This is a genomic window from Micromonospora cabrerizensis (assembly GCF_022230955.1).
GTDB lineage: Bacteria > Actinomycetota > Actinomycetes > Mycobacteriales > Micromonosporaceae > Micromonospora > Micromonospora cabrerizensis.
This window is the reverse complement of the sequence record NZ_JAKKFI010000078.1, coordinates 37,938-56,209: the sequence shown is the minus strand read 5'-3', so window position 1 is coordinate 56,209 and position 18,272 is coordinate 37,938. Positions and strand designations below refer to the sequence as shown.

General features: G+C 73.4%; 17 protein-coding genes and 1 pseudogene. 7 read left to right on the top strand and 11 right to left on the bottom strand.

Going from position 1 to position 18,272, the window contains the following annotated elements:
* Positions 1-15: 15 nt before the first annotated feature.
* Positions 16-1,218, bottom strand: a complete 1,203-nt coding sequence (gene lgt, locus LADH09A_RS20070) for a prolipoprotein diacylglyceryl transferase (RefSeq protein WP_238647018.1) — start codon at positions 1,216-1,218, stop codon at positions 16-18.
* Positions 1,219-1,320: 102 nt separating this feature from the next.
* Between lgt and LADH09A_RS20065 the strand changes: the two genes are divergently transcribed.
* Entirely contained in the window at positions 1,321-1,974 is a 654-nt protein-coding gene (locus LADH09A_RS20065; RefSeq protein WP_238647017.1) for an NUDIX hydrolase, read from the top strand.
* A gap of 167 nt (positions 1,975-2,141) precedes the next feature.
* Here LADH09A_RS20065 and trpA read toward each other — a convergent pair whose 3' ends face one another.
* The 3 genes from trpA to trpC are packed head-to-tail and all read right to left on the bottom strand — an operon-like array spanning position 2,142 to position 5,023.
* Complete coding sequence (gene trpA / locus LADH09A_RS20060) at positions 2,142-2,945, bottom strand: tryptophan synthase subunit alpha (RefSeq protein ID WP_238647016.1); 804 nt, start codon at positions 2,943-2,945, stop codon at positions 2,142-2,144.
* 1 nt (position 2,946) lies between these two features.
* Entirely contained in the window at positions 2,947-4,185 is a 1,239-nt protein-coding gene (gene trpB / locus LADH09A_RS20055; protein ID WP_238647015.1) for a tryptophan synthase subunit beta, read from the bottom strand.
* A 34-nt stretch (positions 4,186-4,219) separates the two neighbouring features.
* On the bottom strand, positions 4,220-5,023 hold the full coding sequence (gene trpC / locus LADH09A_RS20050; RefSeq protein WP_172862221.1) for an indole-3-glycerol phosphate synthase TrpC: 804 nt from the start codon (positions 5,021-5,023) through the stop codon (positions 4,220-4,222).
* Positions 5,024-5,515: 492 nt separating this feature from the next.
* On the opposite strand from trpC, the gene LADH09A_RS20045 reads away from it, so the two are divergent.
* The gene (locus LADH09A_RS20045) at positions 5,516-5,779 is read left to right on the top strand and encodes a hypothetical protein (protein WP_372492318.1); all 264 of its coding nucleotides are present in this window, start codon (positions 5,516-5,518) and stop codon (positions 5,777-5,779) included.
* Between the two features lie 26 nt (positions 5,780-5,805).
* Here LADH09A_RS20045 and LADH09A_RS20040 read toward each other — a convergent pair whose 3' ends face one another.
* The 4 genes and pseudogenes from LADH09A_RS20040 to LADH09A_RS31965 form a co-directional block, all read right to left on the bottom strand.
* A complete protein-coding gene (locus LADH09A_RS20040) occupies positions 5,806-6,396 on the bottom strand; it encodes a Trp biosynthesis-associated membrane protein (protein WP_238647013.1) in 591 nt (196 codons plus the stop codon).
* Entirely contained in the window at positions 6,393-7,946 is a 1,554-nt protein-coding gene (locus LADH09A_RS20035; RefSeq protein ID WP_238647012.1) for an anthranilate synthase component I, read from the bottom strand. The genes LADH09A_RS20040 and LADH09A_RS20035 overlap by 4 nt, the downstream gene beginning before the upstream one ends.
* Positions 7,947-8,004: 58 nt before the next feature.
* Positions 8,005-8,436: a phosphoribosyl-AMP cyclohydrolase gene (hisI, locus tag LADH09A_RS20030; protein ID WP_238647061.1), complete on the bottom strand. Its 432-nt coding sequence runs from the start codon at positions 8,434-8,436 to the stop codon at positions 8,005-8,007.
* Positions 8,437-8,622: 186 nt separating this feature from the next.
* A pseudogene (locus LADH09A_RS31965) lies at positions 8,623-8,940 on the bottom strand (phosphoribosyl-AMP cyclohydrolase); the annotation flags it as partial.
* Positions 8,941-9,498: 558 nt separating this feature from the next.
* On the opposite strand from LADH09A_RS31965, the gene LADH09A_RS20020 reads away from it, so the two are divergent.
* The 3 genes from LADH09A_RS20020 to LADH09A_RS20010 all read left to right on the top strand — a co-directional run bounded on the left by LADH09A_RS20020 (position 9,499) and on the right by LADH09A_RS20010 (position 11,664).
* Entirely contained in the window at positions 9,499-10,254 is a 756-nt protein-coding gene (locus LADH09A_RS20020) for an ABC transporter ATP-binding protein (RefSeq protein ID WP_238647011.1), read from the top strand.
* Positions 10,251-11,006, top strand: a complete 756-nt coding sequence (locus LADH09A_RS20015; RefSeq protein WP_238647010.1) for an ABC transporter permease — start codon at positions 10,251-10,253, stop codon at positions 11,004-11,006. Before LADH09A_RS20020 ends, LADH09A_RS20015 begins: the two co-directional genes overlap by 4 nt.
* Positions 11,007-11,067: 61 nt before the next feature.
* Positions 11,068-11,664, top strand: coding sequence for a TetR/AcrR family transcriptional regulator (locus LADH09A_RS20010; protein ID WP_238647009.1), 597 nt, complete (start codon positions 11,068-11,070; stop codon positions 11,662-11,664).
* A 54-nt stretch (positions 11,665-11,718) separates the two neighbouring features.
* Here LADH09A_RS20010 and LADH09A_RS20005 read toward each other — a convergent pair whose 3' ends face one another.
* The 3 genes from LADH09A_RS20005 to LADH09A_RS19995 all read right to left on the bottom strand — a co-directional run bounded on the left by LADH09A_RS20005 (position 11,719) and on the right by LADH09A_RS19995 (position 16,336).
* Positions 11,719-12,468, bottom strand: a complete 750-nt coding sequence (locus LADH09A_RS20005) for a DUF2470 domain-containing protein (RefSeq protein ID WP_238647008.1) — start codon at positions 12,466-12,468, stop codon at positions 11,719-11,721.
* An 87-nt stretch (positions 12,469-12,555) separates the two neighbouring features.
* Positions 12,556-14,337 carry an ABC transporter ATP-binding protein gene (locus tag LADH09A_RS20000; RefSeq protein ID WP_238647007.1) on the bottom strand — a complete coding sequence of 594 codons (1,782 nt, stop codon included), beginning with the start codon at positions 14,335-14,337 and terminating at the stop codon, positions 12,556-12,558.
* A gap of 115 nt (positions 14,338-14,452) precedes the next feature.
* Positions 14,453-16,336, bottom strand: a complete 1,884-nt coding sequence (locus LADH09A_RS19995) for an ABC transporter ATP-binding protein (protein ID WP_238647006.1) — start codon at positions 16,334-16,336, stop codon at positions 14,453-14,455.
* 173 nt (positions 16,337-16,509) lie between these two features.
* Between LADH09A_RS19995 and LADH09A_RS19990 the strand changes: the two genes are divergently transcribed.
* Together LADH09A_RS19990 and LADH09A_RS19985 are read left to right on the top strand one after the other, a co-directional pair.
* Complete coding sequence (locus LADH09A_RS19990) at positions 16,510-17,139, top strand: TIGR03085 family metal-binding protein (protein WP_238647005.1); 630 nt, start codon at positions 16,510-16,512, stop codon at positions 17,137-17,139.
* 127 nt (positions 17,140-17,266) lie between these two features.
* On the top strand, positions 17,267-18,214 hold the full coding sequence (locus LADH09A_RS19985; protein ID WP_238647004.1) for a terpene synthase family protein: 948 nt from the start codon (positions 17,267-17,269) through the stop codon (positions 18,212-18,214).
* Positions 18,215-18,272 lie beyond the last annotated feature (58 nt).

Here is an 18,272-nt window from a genome sequence, read left to right as displayed (position 1 = left end):
CGGTGCCGCCCCCGCTCAGCTGTCCCGGTCGGCGGGCCGTGCGCCCGTGGCGTCGGCTCGGTCGGTACGAGCGGACGACGAGTCGTCCGCCGGGTCGTCGTCGGCCGACGGGCTGTCGAGGGTCCCCTCGTCGCCGCGCGGTTCGGCACCGAGCGGCTCGCCGCCACCGGGCCGGATGTCGTCGTCGGCGGTCGGCTCGGGTGGCACGACGCCGGTGTCCTGCCAGGCGGCGTACTGCTCCTCGCTGACCACCCGGTAGCCCTCCGGCGCGGCGGCCTGCGCGGGGGTCTCCCGCTCGGAGAGGTCCACCTGGGACAGGTCGGATGTGGGGGGCGGGGTCGGCGTCGCCGCCGCGCCGAGCGGGATCAGGAATTCCTGGGGGCCGCGCACCCGGACGAAGTAGATCAACCCACCGAGGAAGACGAGCGCGGCGGTCCAGACGTTGAGGCGTACGCCGAGGATCTGGTTGGCCTCGTCGGTGCGCATCAGCTCGATCCAGAACCGGCCGGCGGTGTAGCCCATCACGTAGAGCGCGAACGCCCGGCCCCGGCCCAGCTTGAGCCGGCGGTCGAGGAGGAGGACCAGCGCGACCACGCCGAGGTTCCACAGCGCCTCGTAGAGGAAGGTGGGCTGGTAGAGGCCCGGTTCGAGGATCGGCTGCCCGGCGTCGTCGCGCAGCGCGTGCCCCGGGTTGTCCGGGTCCATCCGGTGGATCTCCAGACCCCACGGCAGGGTGGTCCGGCCACCGAACAGCTCGTTGTTGAACCAGTTGCCGAGCCGGCCGACCGCCTGGGCCAGTGGCAGGCCGGGTGCCAACGCGTCGGCCACCACTCCGAACGGGATGCCGAGCTGCCGGGCCGCGATGAACGCGCCGAGTGCGCCACCGGCGACGGCACCCCAGATGCCGAGACCGCCTTCCCAGATGGCGAAGGCCTTCATCGGGTCACCGCCGGCGCCGAAGTATTTCTCCGGTGAGGTGATCACGTGGTAGATCCGGGCGCCGATGATGCCCGCGGGCACCGCCCAGACGGCGATGTCGAGCACGGCACCGGGCGCGACGCCGCGCTGCCGCAGCCGGCGCTCCGTCACCCAGCAGGCCAGCACGATGCCGGCGATGATGCAGAGCGCGTAGGCCCGGATCGGCACCGGCCCGAGCTGCCAGACCGCGGTGCTGGGGCTGGGCAGGGCCGCCTGGGGGGACAGCGAGGCGAGGGTCACGGGTGCACACGCTACCGCTGCACACCCCCACAGCGGCACCCCGGGCTGCTGGAGTCCGCATCCCGGTGACTTCTGGTTTGCACCCCCGTACGCTCTTTGTCCATGAGCGCGCTCACCTGGGCGGTCGCCGCGGTCGTCAGCGACGACACCGGCCGGGTGCTGCTCTGCCGACAGGGCCGTGGGGAGCGCCGCCACGCGCTGCCCGGCGGGCGGCTCCGCCCGGCGGAGAGCCCGGTGCGGGCGGCCCTGCGGGACATCCGCGCGGAGACCGGCTGGGAGATCGAGCTGGTCGACCTGGTCGGCGTCTACCACCTGGGCGGCCCCACCGGCCAGGCGTCGCCCGGGCGCGCCGGGCCGCTGCCGGACGTCCTCGTGCACGTCTTCCGGGCCCGCGCCGCCGACCGCCGACCGACGACCGACCCGCTGCCGGGCTGCCGATTGTCCTGGCACTCCCCCGACGCGCTGCCCACGTCGGTCACGCCGCTCACCCGGGCCGCCGTCACCGACGCGATGGCCGGCCGCTCCGGCGTGCTCCGCGACGTTCGGTGGGCGCCCGGCGCGGTGGACGCCGCGCCGGCGGCTCGCCCAGTCGACGAGGGACGGCGGGCAACTGCCCCGGGCGGGCGGCCGGGGACCGGTCAGGACGGGCGGCCGGGGACCAGCCTGGACGGGCGGACCGGTCAGGACGGGCGGCCGGGAGCGGGGCAACCACCGGAACAACGCGGCGAGCCCGTGGACCCGTCCCTGCGCCCCTGACAATCACGCGAGCATCCCGAGGTCCGCGGCGTGGTCGGCTGCTGTTGAGTCGTATACCTGTGGGTCATATTTATGACTCACAGGTATATCGGTCAACAAGCACACATGCCCAGCAGGCCGCACGGCCAGCAGGCGTCGCAGCGCGAGCGCCGAGGACCGGCCCAGGCTCAGCGGGTGGGGTTGCGCACGCCCTCCGCGAGTTCGCCACTGAGGGTACGAAGGGCGGCCAGCCCCTCCGCCTCGGTGGGCGCGTCGAGCACACACCGGACCAGGGCACTGCCGACGATCACCCCGTCGGCGTACCCGGCGACGGTGCCCGCCTGCACACCGGTGCCCACGCCCAGACCCACCCCGACCGGCAGGTCGGTGACCGCCCGGACCCGGGAGACGAGCGTCGGGGCGGCGTCGGACGTGCTCGCCCGGGCGCCGGTCACCCCCATCACCGCGGTCGCGTAGACGAAACCGCGGCAGTGCTGCACCGTCATCGCCAGCCGGGCGTCGGTGGACGACGGCGACACCAGGAACGTGCGGTCCAGCCCGTGCGCGTCCGAGGCGGCCAACCACTCGTCGGCCTCGTCGGGGATGAGGTCGGGGGTGATCAGCCCGGTGCCGCCCGCGGAGGCGAGATCACGGGCGAACACGTCCACGCCGTAGCGCTCGACCGGGTTCCAGTAGGTCATGGTGACCACCGGCGCGCCGGTGGCCGCCACCGCCTCGATGATGCGCATCGTGTCCGCGGTGCGTACGCCGCCGGCCAGGGCGATGTCACTGGCCTTCTGGATCACCGGCCCGTCCATCACCGGGTCGGAGTAGGGGATCTCCACCTCGATGACGTCGACGCCGGCCTCGACCATGGCGGTCATCGCGGCGATGCTGCCCTGGACGGTCGGGAAACCAGCCGGCATACAGCCGACCAGCAGTGCCCGCCCGTCGGCGCGGGCCTTGTCGAAGGCCACCCCGATCCGGCTCATCTCACCGCTCCTTGTCGAGGATGCCGAAGTAGTCACCGGCGGTGTGCACGTCCTTGTCGCCCCGCCCGGAGAGGTTCACCACGATGGTGGGCTCCCGGCCCAGCTCGGCGGCGAGCTTCGGGGCCAGCGTGAGGGTGCCGGCGAGCGCGTGCGCGCTCTCGATCGCCGGGATGATCCCCTCGGTGCGGCAGAGCAGCTCGAACGCGGCCATCGCCTCGTCGTCGGTGACCGGCAGGTAGGTCGCCCGGCCGGTGTCGTGCAACCAGGCGTGCTCGGGCCCGACGCCCGGGTAGTCCAGGCCGGCGGAGATCGAGTGCGACTCCAGCGTCTGCCCGTCCGCGTCCTGCAGCACGTAGGTGCGGGCGCCGTGCAGCACGCCGGCCGACCCGCCGGTGATGCTCGCGGCGTGCCGGCTGGTGGCCACGCCGTCGCCGCCGGCCTCGAAGCCGTACAGCCGCACGGCCTCGTCGCCGACGAAGGCGTGGAAGATGCCCAACGCGTTGGACCCGCCGCCGACGCAGGCGGTGACCGCGTCCGGCAGTGCGCCGGTGAGGTCGAGGCACTGCTGACGGGCCTCGTCACCGATGCCCCGGACGAAGTCGCGGACCATCGCCGGGAACGGGTGCGGGCCGGCGGCGGTGCCGATCAGGTAGTGCGTCTCGTCGACGTTGGCCACCCAGTCGCGCATCGCCTCGTTCATCGCGTCCTTGAGCGTGCGCGAGCCGTTGGTGACCGGGACGACCGTGGCACCGAGCATCCGCATCCGGGCCACGTTGAGGGCCTGCCGCTCGGTGTCGACCTCACCCATGTAGACCACGCACTCGAGGTCGAACAGGGCGGCGGCGGTCGCCGTGGCCACGCCGTGCTGGCCGGCGCCGGTCTCCGCGATCACCCGGGTCTTGCCCATCCGCTTGGTGAGCAGCGCCTGGCCGAGCACGTTGCGAACCTTGTGCGCGCCGGTGTGGTTGAGGTCCTCCCGCTTGAGCAGGACCCGTGCGCCGACCTTCGCGGAGAACCGTCGGGCCTCGTACAGCAGCGACGGAGTGCCGGCATAGTCACGCAGCAACGCGGCGAACTCGGCCCGGAAGGACTCGTCCGCCATCGCCGTGCGCCACGCCCCGTCGAGCTCGTCCAACGCGGCCACCAGGGCCTCGGGAACGAACCGACCGCCGAAGCGGCCGAAGTGGCCGGCGGAGTCGGGCTGCGGGCTGGCCACCGGGGCCAGCGCGTCGGCGCTCATCGGAAATCCTCTCGGTGGGGCGTCCGGTGCGAGGTCAGCGCACCGGCCTGGGCGTAGCCGGGTGGTTGCCCGCGTTGACCAGTTCGGCGACCGCCTCGCGGGGGCTCTTCTGGGTGACCAGGCCCTCGCCCACGAGCACCGCGTCGGCGCCCGCCGAGGCGTACCGGATCAGGTCGTGTGGACCACGGACGCCAGACTCGGCGATCTTGACGACACTGCTGGGCAGGCCGGGCGCGATCCGCTCGAACACGGACCGGTCGACCTCCAGGGTACGCAGGTCACGGGCATTGACCCCGATCACCTGCGCGCCGGCCTCCAGAGCACGGTCGGCCTCTTCCTCGTCGTGCACCTCGACCAGCGCGGTCATGCCCAGCGACTCGATCCGCTCCAGCAGGCCCATGAGCACGTTCTGCTCGAGCGCGGCGACGATCAGCAGGACCAGGTCGGCGCCGTGCGCACGCGCCTCGTGCACCTGGTAGCTGGAGACCACGAAGTCCTTACGAAGCACCGGCACGGTGACCGCGGCCCGGACGGCCGCCAGGTCGTCCAGTGAGCCGCCGAACCAGCGCCCCTCGGTCAGCACACTGATCGCCCGAGCCCCACCGGCCGCGTAGTCGACGGCGAGGTCGGCCGGATCGGCGATCTCGGCCAGCCGGCCCTTGGACGGCGACGAGCGCTTCACCTCGGCGATCACGGCGACGCCGGGCTTGCGCAGCGCCGCGTACGCGTCCAGCGGCGGCGGTGCCGCCGCTGCCAGTTCACGGATCCGCTCCAGCGGAACCTGCTCCTGGCGTCGGGCGACGTCCTCACGTACGCCAGCCAGAATCTCGTCGAGCACGCTTACGGACGCTGCCTGACCGGCGTCGTCCCCCTCCGCGTGCGCATGCTCAGCAGTCACCAACGGACTCCCCTCTCCGGGCGTCATGGGCCGATGCTAGGGGCAGCCGACCGACGCCGGATGCCGGGGGTATGGCGCTGCTCACGAAAAGGGCTGCGGCATAATGGCCGACTTGCCGTGAACGGTGTGTCACGCAGCGCCACCTCCGGTATCGACCGCCGTCACCGGTACGGGGTCTGGCGACCACGGTCGGACCGGGCCGATCCATCGATCATGCCACCAGTTGACGGACGCCGCTCGACGGCAACGACGTCGGTCGATGTTGTGAGCAAGCTCAAGGCCGAACGTACGGCCCCTGGTCACCACCGCCGCGGGACAGTTGACCGGGCGTTCACGGCGGCGAAACGTCAGCCGGCGAGCATCGTCCTCGGGCAGACTCAATGGCGCGCCTGCCCCGACCGTCGCAACTCCTCGTGCGAGGTGACCATGAGCATGTCCGAGCCGCAGCCGACCATCGGCCTGACCACCATCTCGCGCACGGTGGCGTCGCTCGCCGTCGGCGTGGTGCACAGCGTGGAGCGGGCCGTGGTGGGCGAAGGACGGATGCGGACCGCCCGCGGCAACGCCTGGGAGGCCGTCTGCGCCGACCGGGCCCGCGCCGACCAGCGTGCCGAGCTGAACCGCCTGGTAGCCGAACTGACCGCTGCCCGCGCCGCCGGTCGACGAGCCCAGCGGGAGCGCCAGCCGGTCGGCTGACCCGGTCGACCGCACCGGCCGTCGCCTCAGTCGGCCGTCGGGTCCTCACCCCGGTCCAGGGCGTCCCACGCCTCCGTGGTCCGTCGCCCGGCCAGCGGAGCCGGCGGGCCCTCCGACCCAGCCGCCACCGGCCTGGCCTCCGGTGCCGAACGCGCCGGCCGCTCGTACCGGGCACCCATCGCCGGCCACCCGGCACCCCGCAGCGCCGTCCACCAGCCGCCAGCGGCAGCCAGCAGCCCACCGAGCAGGCAGAGCGCCGGCCACTGCCGGCTCACCGAGCCGCCGACGTCGGCGACCAGCCCGTACCCACCGCCCGCCGCCACGGCCAACCCCAGCGCGCCGAGCACCCCGCCGAGCACCTGCCGCAGTCGGCCCCTGGTGGCCAGCACCGCGCCACCACCCGCCAACGCCACCAGGGCCAGCGCCGGCAGCCAGGGCAGCAGCCCGGCACCGCTGCGGGTGTCCCGCACCGGCGGCAGCGGCGCCGGACGCACCGTCAGCTCCACCGACCAGCTCCGCGTCGCCGCCCACAACGCCAGGCCCGCGCCGGCCAGACAGAGCAACACGGCGTACGTCAACTCGCGCCGACCCACCGCGGACCGCTCCCCGGCGCTCACCGAGCGGGCCGCAGAGTTTCGGCGGCTGCGATCGCCGCCAGCACGGCGGCGGCCTTGTTGCGCGTCTCCTGGTCCTCGGCGGCTGGGTCCGAGTCGGCGACCACCCCCGCCCCGGCCTGCACGTAGGCGCGGCCGTCGCGGATGAGCGCGGTCCGGATGGCGATCGCCATGTCCAGGTCGCCGCCGAAACCGAAGTAACCGACCGTGCCCCCGTAGACGCCCCGTCGAACGGGCTCCAACTCCTCGATGATCTCCATGGCCCGCACCTTGGGCGCGCCGGAGAGCGTGCCGGCCGGGAAGGTCGCGGCGAGCGCGTCGAAGGCGCTCTGGTCGTCGCGCAGCGTGCCGGTGACCGTCGAGACGATGTGCATGACGTGGCTGTACCGCTCGATCGTGGCGAACTCGGGCACCTCCACGCTGCCCGGCTGGCAGACCCGGCCCAGGTCGTTGCGGCCCAGGTCGACCAGCATCACGTGCTCGGCGCGCTCCTTCGGGTCGGCCAGCAGCTCCGCTGCGAGCGCGGCGTCGGCGGCGGGGGTGCCGCCGCGCGGCCGGGTGCCGGCGATCGGGTGCAGCAGCGCCCGCCGTCGCCCGTCCGCGCCGCCGGTGACCTTCAGGTGCGCCTCCGGGGACGAGCCGACGATGTCGTACCCGTCGAAGCGCAGCAGGTACATGTACGGGCTGGGGTTGCTGGTGCGCAACACCCGGTAGACGTCCAGCGGGTCGGCGTGGATCGACCGCTCGAAGCGCTGGGAGAGCACGATCTGGAAGCACTCACCGGCCCGGATCGCCTCCTTGGCTGCCTCCACCGCCTTCGGGTACCCGTCCTCGGGCGTACGACAGAGCACCTCCCCGGCCGGCGGACGCTCGACGGTGGAGATCATCGGCGGGATGGGACGCGACAGCGCGGTGGTCATCGCGTCCAGTCGCCCGACCGCGTGGTGGTACGCGGCGGTCACCTGCGGGGCGCGGTCCGGGGCGTCCGGCGGTGGCAGCACCGCGTTGGCGACCAGGATCGCCGAACCGTCGTAGTGGTCGAGCACCACCAGGTCGGTGGCGAGCATCATGCCCAGTTCCGGCACGCCCAGGTCGTTCTCGGTCAGCTCCGGCAACCGCTCGAAACGGCGGACCAGGTCGTAGCCCAGGTAGCCGACCATGCCCCCGGTCAACGGCGGCAGACCGTCGGACGGGTCCGCCACCGGGCCGGCCAGCGCCGCCACCGTCTCCCGCAGCACGCGCATCGGGTCACCCTCGGTGGGCAGCCCGGCCGGCGGCTGGCCGAGCCAGGTCGCGACGCCGTCCCGCTCGACGAGGGTGGCGCTGCTGCGGACGCCGATGAACGAGTACCGCGACCAGGCCGTGCCGGCGGACCCGACGCCCTGCTCGGCCGACTCCAACAGGAACGTGCCCGGCCCACCGGCCAGCTTCCGGTAGACCCCCACCGGGGTTTCCGCGTCGGCCAGCAACCGCCGGGTCACCGGCACGACCCGCCAGCGGGCGGCCAGCTCGGTGAAGGCGGCCAGATCGGGGCTCACTGTGCCGTCGGTCATGGCTGGATCCGCCCTTCGTTCGCTGCCGCGCGGCTCCGCCGCGCCGTGCTCCCCGCGCTCACCGGGCCTCCGGCGCGCTGACGGGCAGCTCGGTGAAGAAGCAGGTCCGGTGACCGGTGTGGCAGGCCGCCCCGACCTGGTCGACGCTCACCAGCAGCGCGTCCCCGTCGCAGTCCAGCGCGACCGAGCGGACGTACTGGTGGTGCCCGGAGGTGGCGCCCTTGACCCAGTATTCGCGTCGGCTGCGCGACCAGTAGGTGGCACGGCCGGTGGTGAGGGTGCGGTGCAACGCCTCGTCGTCCATCCAGGCGACCATCAGCACCTCGCCGGAGTCGTGCGCGCGGACCACGGCGGCGACCAGGCCGTCGGCGGAGCGGCGCAGCCGGGCCGCGATGGCCGGGTCGAGGCGGGACGGGCGAACGGGCTCGGACACCACCGGGTCGCTCGGATCGCTGGGGACGCCGGTCACCGGCGAGTCAGGTACGGGCACAGTGACGAATTGTCCCGCACGCGGTGCGGGCACCGCCGACCGCTCCCGCCCGGACGGCGGCGCGAGCCCTGCGGGTCGGGCCAGCTGGGCCACGTAGCGATCCAGCCGACCGTCGACCAGGGCCGCGGCCAGGTCCGCGCCGGCCGTGTCGGCGATCTCCTCGGCGTACGGCCGGATGAGCGGCAGCGTGCCGGCGACCAGCCGTACCGCGGCGGCCCACAGTTGGCCGGTGGCGCCCGGACGCAGCCCGAGGCAGAGCAGCATGTCCGACCGGTAGCCGGGTGGGGCCACCGGCAGTTCCAGGGCCGCCGCGAAGGCCGCCCGACGGGAGTGGACCCGCACCGACGGGTTGGCCGGGCGCAGCACCGACGGGCAGAGGCGGGCCAGGTCGGCGACGGCGAGCCGGACTCCCAGGCGGTCGCTGGCGGCGCGGGCGGCGGCGGCCTTACCGAGCGTGGCGATCAGCTCCTCCAGCCGGGGTGGCTCGGCGGGCTGACAGAGCACCGGCAGGTCGATCCGGGGTCGCCAGTGCGGGTCGGCCCAGAGCAGTCGCGCCGGCGTGGTGACCGGCAGCCCGAACGCCCAGTCGGCCGGTTCGCCGAGTCGGTGCACCCAGGAGCGGACGTCACGGGCGGCCACCGAGACGTGGGTGACCCGGCCTGCGGACTCGGCCAGGTATGCCTGTCGGGCGGCGTACGGGGCGCCGCCGACCAGCACGTCGAGGTCGACGTCGCTGTGTGCGGTGGCGGCGCGGCGGGCGTGACTGCCGCGCAGCAGGATGCCGACGACCGGCCGCTCGGCGCCCTGCCGCAACCGTGCGGCCCAGTCCTCAAGAAAACCGCTGTCCGGTAACGGAGCGTGACCCACCGCGCCATCGTGCCGTACGTCCGATCGGCGCGCAATGCCCGTTGGCGGACTTGGTGTCCGGTCCGGAGCCTACTGCCCGTTCTCACGCTCTCCGCGACGGCGGACAGTCGGACACGGGTCCCGGCCGTTGCGCCCGGATCGGTATTTCATCTAGCGTTGAGTTCAACAGATGATGAGTTTCTTTGGAGGTGCGCGATGGACGACGCGATAGCCGTCCGCGACCTGGTCGTCGACCGAGGCGGGCGACGGGTGCTGGACGGCATCAGTTGCCGGGTCCCACGCGGGGCGGTCACCGGCCTGCTCGGCCCCAGCGGCAGCGGCAAGACCACGTTCATGCGCGCGGTGGTCGGCGTGCAGGTGGTCGGCGGCGGGGCGATCACCGTGCTGGGCCAGCCGGCGGGCACCCCCGCGCTGCGGCACCGGGTGGGCTACCTGACCCAGGCGCCCAGCGTCTACGCCGACCTGACCGTCCGGGAGAACGCCCGCTACTTCGCCGCCCTGTACGGGCGGGGGCGGGTCGAGGCCGACCGCGCGGTCCGCGATGTCGGGCTGGCCGACGCGGCGGGCCAACTGGTCGCCACCCTCTCCGGCGGTCAACGCAGCCGGGCCTCCCTGGCCTGCGCGCTGGTCGGCGAGCCGGAGCTGGTCATCCTCGACGAGCCGACCGTCGGTCAGGACCCGGTGCTGCGGGCCGACCTCTGGGCCCGGTTCCACGCGATGGCCGCCGCCGGCACCACCCTGCTGGTGTCCAGTCACGTGATGGACGAGGCGGCCCGCTGCGACCGGCTCCTGCTGATCCGCCAGGGCCGGCTGATCGCCGACGACAGCCCGGCCGCCATCCGCACCGCCGCCGGTGTCGACGACCTCGACGAGGCGTTCCTGCGCCTGATCCGGGCCGGCGAGTCGGACCAGACCACCACCACCGCGACAGCCGGACAGGAGCAGTCATGAACCTGCGGATCCTGGCGGCCACCACCGGCCGCATCCTGCGCCAGCTCCGGCACGACCGGCGGACCATCGCGCTGCTCGTGGTGGTGCCGGCCGTCCTGCTCACCCTGGTCTACTTCATGTACGCCGACCAACCCACCCCACCCGGCCAGCCGACGACGTTCGACCGGGTCGCGCTGGTGATGCTGGGCATCTTCCCCTTCGTGATCATGTTCCTGGTGACCAGCATCGCCATGCTCCGGGAACGCACCTCCGGCACCCTGGAGCGGCTGCTCACCACGCCACTGGGCAAGCTCGACCTGCTCTTCGGGTACGGCATCGCGTTCGGGCTGGCCGCCGCCGTGCAGGCCGCGGTCGCCGCCGGTGTGGCGTACTGGATCTTCGGTCTGGAGACCGCCGGCAGCATCGGCCTGGTGATCGGGATCGCCGTCGTCGACGCCGTGCTCGGCGTCGCCCTCGGGCTGCTGTGCAGCGCCTTCGCGCGCACCGAGTTCCAGGCAGTACAGTTCCTGCCAGTCGTGGTGGTCCCCCAACTGCTGCTCTGCGGGCTGTTCGTGGCCCGCGACCAGATGGCCGGCTGGCTCCAGGCGCTCAGTGACGCCTTCCCCCTGTCGTACGCCATCGAGGCGTTGCAGGAGGTCGGCGCCCACGCCGAGCCGACCGGCAGAATGTGGCGGGACGTGGCGGTGGTGCTCGGGGCGGTGGTGCTGGCGCTCGTGCTCGCGGCGGCCACCCTGCGCCGGCGCAGCGGGTGAGGCTGCGGCAGCCGTGGGCCGACCGGCCCACGGCTGCCAGGTGGACGAACGAAGGGCGGCGATGACGCGGCGGACCGGCCGACGACCCGGCAACCCGGACACCCGGGAGGCGATCCTCGACGCGGCGCGCACGACGTTCGCCGAGCGTGGCTACGACTCCGCGTCGATCCGTGCCATCGCCGGCACGGCAGGCGTCGACCCGGCGCTGGTGCACCACTACTTCGGCAGCAAGGACCAGCTCTTCCTCAGCGCGATGAACTTCCCGGTCGACCCTGGTCAGGTGGTGCCGAAGGTGCTCGCCGGCGACCCGGACGGCGTCGGTGAGCGCCTGGTGCGCACCTTCCTCGGCGTCTGGGACTCACCGGCCGGCAGCGCCGCCCAGGCGCTGCTGCGCTCGGCGGTGAGCAACGAGTGGACCGCCCGGCTGCTGCGCGAGTTCGTCACCACCCAGGTCCTGCGGCGGGTGCTCGAACAGCTCGACGTCGACCCGGCCCAACTGCCGCTGCGCGGCTCCCTGGTGGCCACCCAGATGATCGGCCTGGCCATGATGCGCCACGTGGTACGCCTGGAGCCGGTCGCCTCGGCGGACCCGGAAACCCTGGTCGCCGCGATCGGCCCGACGATCCAGCGCTACCTCACCGGACCACTGCCGACCTGACGCGGCCCCGGGCCAGCACGGCACGGGGGACGGCCAGCACGGCACGGGGGACGGTCAGCGCGGCGGACGGGCGCCGGCCGCGAGCCGCAGCGGCGGCAGCAGCCCCGACAGCTCGGCCGGGTCGCCCACCGGGCCGGGGAAGGCCAGCCGGATCCGACGCCGGGCGCCAGGTCGGCCGAGGGCGACCACCAGCCCGTAGCGGTCGATGCGCACCACCCGGGGCGGCCCCTCCGGGGTCTGCTCGGTCAACCCGAGCTGCCGGCGCAGGTACTCGGTCACCTGCGCGCCGTCGCGCTCCGCGAGGTCGGCCAGCAGGCGTGCCTCGACCGGGTGCACCGGGTCCGGCTCGGCCTCGGCGTACTCCACCGGGTCGACCCGGTGCACGGCGCCGGCCCGCTCCCAGCGGACCTCGACCACCTCGAAGCGGAACAGCCGGAACCGGGTGCCCAGGTCGAGCAGGTCGCCGGTCGGCTCCACCACGGCGAAGTCGACCGCCGCGTGGCGGGCCTCGTCACCGTGCAGCTCGGCGGCCCACCCGGAGACCCACGCGCGACCCAGGCCGGGCGCACCGGCGGCGGGCGGCAGGTCGAGCACGTCGAGCACCACCGCCACGTCGGTGCCCCCGGCCACCGGTTGCAGCGCGGCGGCCAGGTGGCTCGCCACCGGCACCAGCAGCAGCACCCGCCCGTCCGGGTCGGTCACGTGCCGGGCGTGGTGCGGCCCGGGGCGGTGGGCCAGGTGGACGAGACCGGGCAGGCGGCCGGCGACGAGGGTACGAACGATCTCGGCGGGGTTGGGCCGCATGGGCGCGACCTCCTTCGAAGGTTAGGCTTACCTAAGCCGGAGCCTAGAGCACCCGACCTTCGGCGTCCACCACACCGGCGCATCGCGTCACCGGGTCTGCTCCAGCCAGGAGGCGTAGAGCAGGCCGTAGACCGAGTCCGCGTCGCGGACCAGCTCGTCGTGCGGGCCCCGCTGCACCACCCGACCCCGGTCCACCACGATCACCTCGTCCGCCGCCTGTGCCGTGGAGAGCCGGTGGGCGATCGCGAGGGTCGTCCGGCCCCTGGTGACCGCGTCCAGGGTGCGTTGCAACCGCACCTCGGTCGCCGGGTCCACCGCGCTGGTCGCCTCGTCCAGCACCAGCAGGTCCGGGTCGGCCACGTACGCGCGGGCCAACGCGACCAACTGCCGCTCCCCGACGCTCAGCGCCTCGCCGCGCTCACCGACCGGAGTGGCCAGGCCCGCCGGCAGACCGTCCAACCAGTCCGACAGGCCCAGCTCGGTGAAGGCCGCGCCCAACTGCTCGTCGGTCAGCTCCGGCCGGGCGAACCGGACGTTGTCCCCCACCGTCGCGTCGAAGAGGAACCCGTCCTGCGGCACCATCACCACCCGGGAGCGCAGCGAGTCGAACCGGACCTCCGCCAGCGGCACCCCGGACAGCAGCACCGCCCCCGCCGACGGGTCCATCAGACGGGTCAGCAACTTGGCGAAGGTCGTCTTGCCGCTGCCGGTCTCGCCGACCACCGCCACCCGGCTCTTCGCCGGGATCTCCAGGTCGATGTCGTGCAACACCGACGGACCACCCGGGTACGCGAACCGCACCCCCGAGAAGCGAATGTCCAGCGGTCCGCCCGGCAGATCCCGCCCCTGCTCCCCCGGGTCGGCCACGTCCGGGGCGACGTCCAGCACGTCCAGCACCCGACGCCAGCCCGCGATCGCGTTCTGCGCCTCGTTGAGCACCTCGGTGGCGATCTGCACCGGCTGGATGAAGAGCGTCACCAGGAAGAGGAACGCGGTCAGCTGGCCGATCGACAGCGTGCCGTCCACCCCCAGCGTCACCCCGAGCACCACCACACCGGCCAGCGCCAGCCCAGCGGCCAGCTCACCCACCGAGCTGCCCACGATGCTGATCCGGATCGCCCGCTGCTGCGCCAGCCGCTGCCCGTCGATGGCCTCGTCCAGCCGCCGCTCGGTGCGCCCCGCGATGCCGTACGCCCGGATCACCGGCGCGCCCACCACACTCTCGCCGATCGCGCCGAGCAGCGTGCCGGTGCGCTGCCGCACCGTCGCGTACGCCGAGCCCAGGCGCTGCTGCAACTGCCGGATGACGAACACCGCCGGCAGGAACGCGGCCAGCACCACCAGGGTCAACTGCCAGGAGTACGCCAGCATGACGGCGGTGGTGACCACCAGCTGACCGAGGTTGACCAGCAGGATCACCCCGCCCCACTGGAGGAACTGGGTGATCTGGTCGACGTCGCTGGTCACCCGCGACACCAGCGAACCGCGCCGCTCCGACTGCTGGTGCAACATCGACAGGTCGTGCACGTGCCGGAAAGCCCGCGTCCGCACGTTGGCCAACGCCGTCTCGCTGACCGTGAACAGCCGGCGCATCATCAGATAACCGCAGACCGTCGTGATCGCCAGGATCGCCGTGGTGATCGCCACCACCGTCCAGACCACGTCGAGGTTCAGACCACCGACGAGGCCACGGTCGATGCCCTGCTGGACGGCGACCGGCACCGCCACCCGACCGACCATGTAGACCAACGCCAGGGCCAACGTGCCGGCCAGACCGGTCCGCAGCTCCGGCGACAGCGCCAGACCCCGGCGCAGGGTCTGCCAGGTCGTCTCCTCCCGCTTGCCACCCGTCTCCGTAGCAGTCGTCACCGGGCCCGCCTCTTCGTTCGCGACTGCGGGGCTCCGCTTCGCTGCACTCCTCGCGCTCACCGGGCCCGCCTTTCGTTCGCGACTGCGGGGCTCCGCTTCGCTGCACTCCTCGCGCTCACCGGTCCACCTCGATTTCCAGGCCCGAGGGCAGCGGCGCGACATCGTCGCCGTACGAACGTTCCTGCGCGCGCTCGACCTCGGCCTGCTCGTAGGCGGTGACGAGGTCGACGTAGCCGGGCACGCTGGCCAGCAGCTCGCTGTGGGTGCCCCGGGCGACCACCCGCCCCTGCTCCACGTAGATGACCTCGTCGGCGAGCGCGATCGTGGCCCGCCGGTACGCCACCACCAGGATCGACGCCACCGGCACCCCCGGCTCGGCCGCCGACGACCGCAGCCCGGCCAGGATGGCCGCCTCCACGCGGGGGTCCACCGCGCTGGTCGCGTCGTCGAGCACCAGCAGGCGCGGCCGGCCCGCCAGCGCGCGGGCCAGGGTGAGCCGCTGCCGTTGCCCGCCGGAGAGCGAGGTGCCCCGCTCACCGACCATCGTGTCGAGACCATCGGGCAGCGCGGCGACGAACCCGTCCGCCTCGGCCAGCCGCAGCGCCGCCCAGACGGCCTCGTCGTCGATGCCCTGCCGGTCGAGGGCGATGTTGGCGCGAACGGTGTCGTCGAAGACGAACGGCACCTGCGCGACCAGCGCCACCGTGCCGGACAGCGACGCGGCGGTCAGCTCGCGCACGTCCACCCCGTCCAGGCTGACGGTGCCGGAGTCCGGGTCGACCAGGCGCACCGCCAGCGAGGCGATGGTGGACTTGCCGGCGCCGGTCGGCCCGACCAGGGCCACCGTCCGACCGGCCGGCACGGTGAAGCCGACCTCGCCGAGGACCTGAGCGCCGGGCTGGTGCGCCTCGGCCGGCGGGTAGGAGAAGTGCACGCCGCTGAAGGTGAGGGTGGCCGCCCCGGCGCCGACCGGGTCGAGCACGCGCTGCCCGTACGGCATCTCGCCGGTCGCGTCGAGCACCCGGCGGACCCGGTCCCAGCCGGCGACGCTGCGCGGCAGCTCGGCCAGGACCCAACCGATCGCCCGCACCGGAAAGGCCAGCACGGTGAAGAGGAAGGCCACGCTGACCAGTTCGGTCACGCTGATCGCGCCCTGGCGCAGCCGGAACGCCCCGACCACCAGCACGGCGAGGGTGCCGAGGCTGGGCAGGGTCTCCAACAGCGGGTCGAAGATGCCGCGCAGCCGACCGACCGCGATCAACGAGTCGCGCAGCTCACCGGCGCGACCGGCGAACCGGGCGGTCTCCTGGGCCTCGCGACCCATCGTCTTGACCACCAGGGCGCCGTCGAAGCTCTCGTGGGCGATGCCGCTGACCTCGGCGCGCAGCCGCTGCGCCCGGGCCTGCCGGGGCGCCATCCGGCGGGAGTAGACGACGTTGAGCGCGAACAGCGCGGGGAAGACCGCCAGGCCGACCAGGGCGAGCGCCCAGTCGGTGGCGAAGAGCGACACGATCGCGCCGACCAGCATCACCAGCGTGCCGACGGCGAAGGGTAGCGGCGCGATGGGGTACCAGGCCGCCTCCACGTCGGAGTTGGCGTTGGACAGCAGGGTGCCGGTGGAGTTGCGGTGGTGCCAGGACAGCGGCAGCTCCAGGTACCGGCGGGTGACCCGGCGGCGGTAGGAGGCCTGGAGGCGGTACTGCATGTAGCCGGCACCGAGCCGGCGGCCGAAGATGCCCGCCACCCGCAGCACGCTGATCCCGAACAACGCGGCCGCCGCCAGCGCCAGGGTGCCCGCGCCCACCTCGCCGCGCTCGATGGCCGGAAGCGCCACCTCGCCGATGACCGATCCGACGACCCGTGCGCTGACGATGATCATGCCGCCGAAGAGCACACTGCCGACGACCGCGACCGTGAAGATCCGTGGCTGCTCGCGGATTGCCTGCCGCAGGACCCCCAGCCCTCGACTGAGCACGTCCCGACTTGTCCTGCTCGCCACGCTCTCCCCCGCCGTAAGCCGCAATTATCTCCCTCATCCTTACCGGTCCGGGCCAGCACCGCCGACCCCGACGGGATATGTCGACCATCACGTACCGGACGGGGCGAACCGCGGACATCGACCCGGCAGCCCGCGGGCGCGCGTCAACGGGTCGTCGGGCCTACGATCGGGCCATGCCGCGGTACGCCCGAGCCGAGCGCGATGCGCTTGCCGATCTCCTCCTGGCCCTCGGGCCGGACGCCCCGACGATCAACGAGGGCTGGGCGACCCGTGACCTCGCCGCACACCTGGTGCTGCGGGAACGCCGCCCGGACGCGGCCGGGGGCATCGTGCTGCCACCGCTGCGCGGCTACGCCGAGCGGGTGCGTCTCCGACTCGCCGCGCGGCCCTATCCGGACCTGGTCGCGCAGGTGCGCAACCCGCCGTTCTGGAGCCCGGTCAGCAACCGGGTGACCGACGAGCTGGCCAACATGATGGAGTTCTTCATCCATCACGAGGACGTGCGGCGGGCCGGCTCCGGGTGGCAGCCGCGCGACCTGCCCGTCGGCCTCCAGAGCGCGCTCTGGAAGCGTGCCTCCCCGATGGCCCGGTTGGCGTTGCGCCGCTTCCCGGCGGACCTCTACGTCAAGGCGCCCGGTCACGGCGAACTCTCCGTCGGCCGTGGTGGCGAGCCGCTACGGGTGGTCGGCGCCCCGGCTGAGCTGGTGCTGTTCCTTTCCGGTCGTCAACGGGTGGCCCGGGTCCAACTGGACGGTCCGCCGGAGGCCGTCCGACGCCTGCGAGCCGCCAACCTGGGCATGTGACTCCCTGCACTTATTCGGTCACGATCTGACTGTGGAATGCCCCACACCCAGCGACGTGGGCTGATACCTGCTCCCGTACTCTTCACCGCGCCGTTCCGCGCCGGGCGGCATGGAGTGGGGGCGCACTGTGCGAAGTTTCGCGATCTCGGCGCTGCGGGAACCCCCGTTTCCCACGGGACGCCACGGCGCCACGGAGCAGGTGGCGATCGAGAGCATCGAGTGGGCACGCGCGTTCGGGCTGGTCGATTCCAGTCAACGTGTGCACCGGCTGCAACGAGCCGACGCCGCCGGCCTTGCCGGCCGCGCCTGCCCGACCGGCTCGGTGGACGGGCTGCGACTGCTCACGGACCTGATCAGCTGGCTCTTCGTGATGGACGACGCCTGCGACGAGGACGGCCTCGGCGCCGACCCGGTCCGGCTGGGACCGGCGATCAGCACCCTGCTCGACGTCCTGGACCGCTACGGCGACCCGGACGTCCTGCCCCCCGCCGTCGGCCCCCTGGGTGACGCGCTGCACGACCTGTGCCGCCGGACCCGGCTGCACGACCACGCGGCGCTGCTGCTGCGGTTCGTCAGCCAGATGCGGGAATACCTGCTGGCACTGCTCTGGGAGGCGACCAACCGGGAGCGTCGGCGCGTACCGGAGGTGGCGGAGTACGTCCAACTGCGGCGGCACATCGGTGGCGTGCACCCCTGCCTCACCCTGACCGACCTGGCGTCGGCGCGGCCCCCCGGGTCGACCCAACGTGCCGACCCGGCGCTGCTGGCCCTGGATCTGCTGACGGTGGACCTGGTCTGCTGGTGCAACGACCTCTTCTCCTACGGCAAGGAGAGCCGGGCCGACCCGGAGGCACACAACCTGGTCACGGTGATCGCCCAGGACGCCGCCGCGGACGAGACAGCCGCGCTGCGGGCCGTGGCGAACCGGTTCAACCAGGGCCTGGCGGCGTACCTGACCGCGGAGGAGGCGCTGCTGTCGGGTGGGAACGACGAGATGACCCACGCGGTGGCGACCCGGCGCAACTGGGTCCGGGCCACCTACGACTGGTCAGTCGTGGCTGCCCGGTACGCCTGATTCCGCCGTACCGGTCGGTGGGATGGGACGGCCGGACGATCACCAGGGCTAGCCGATG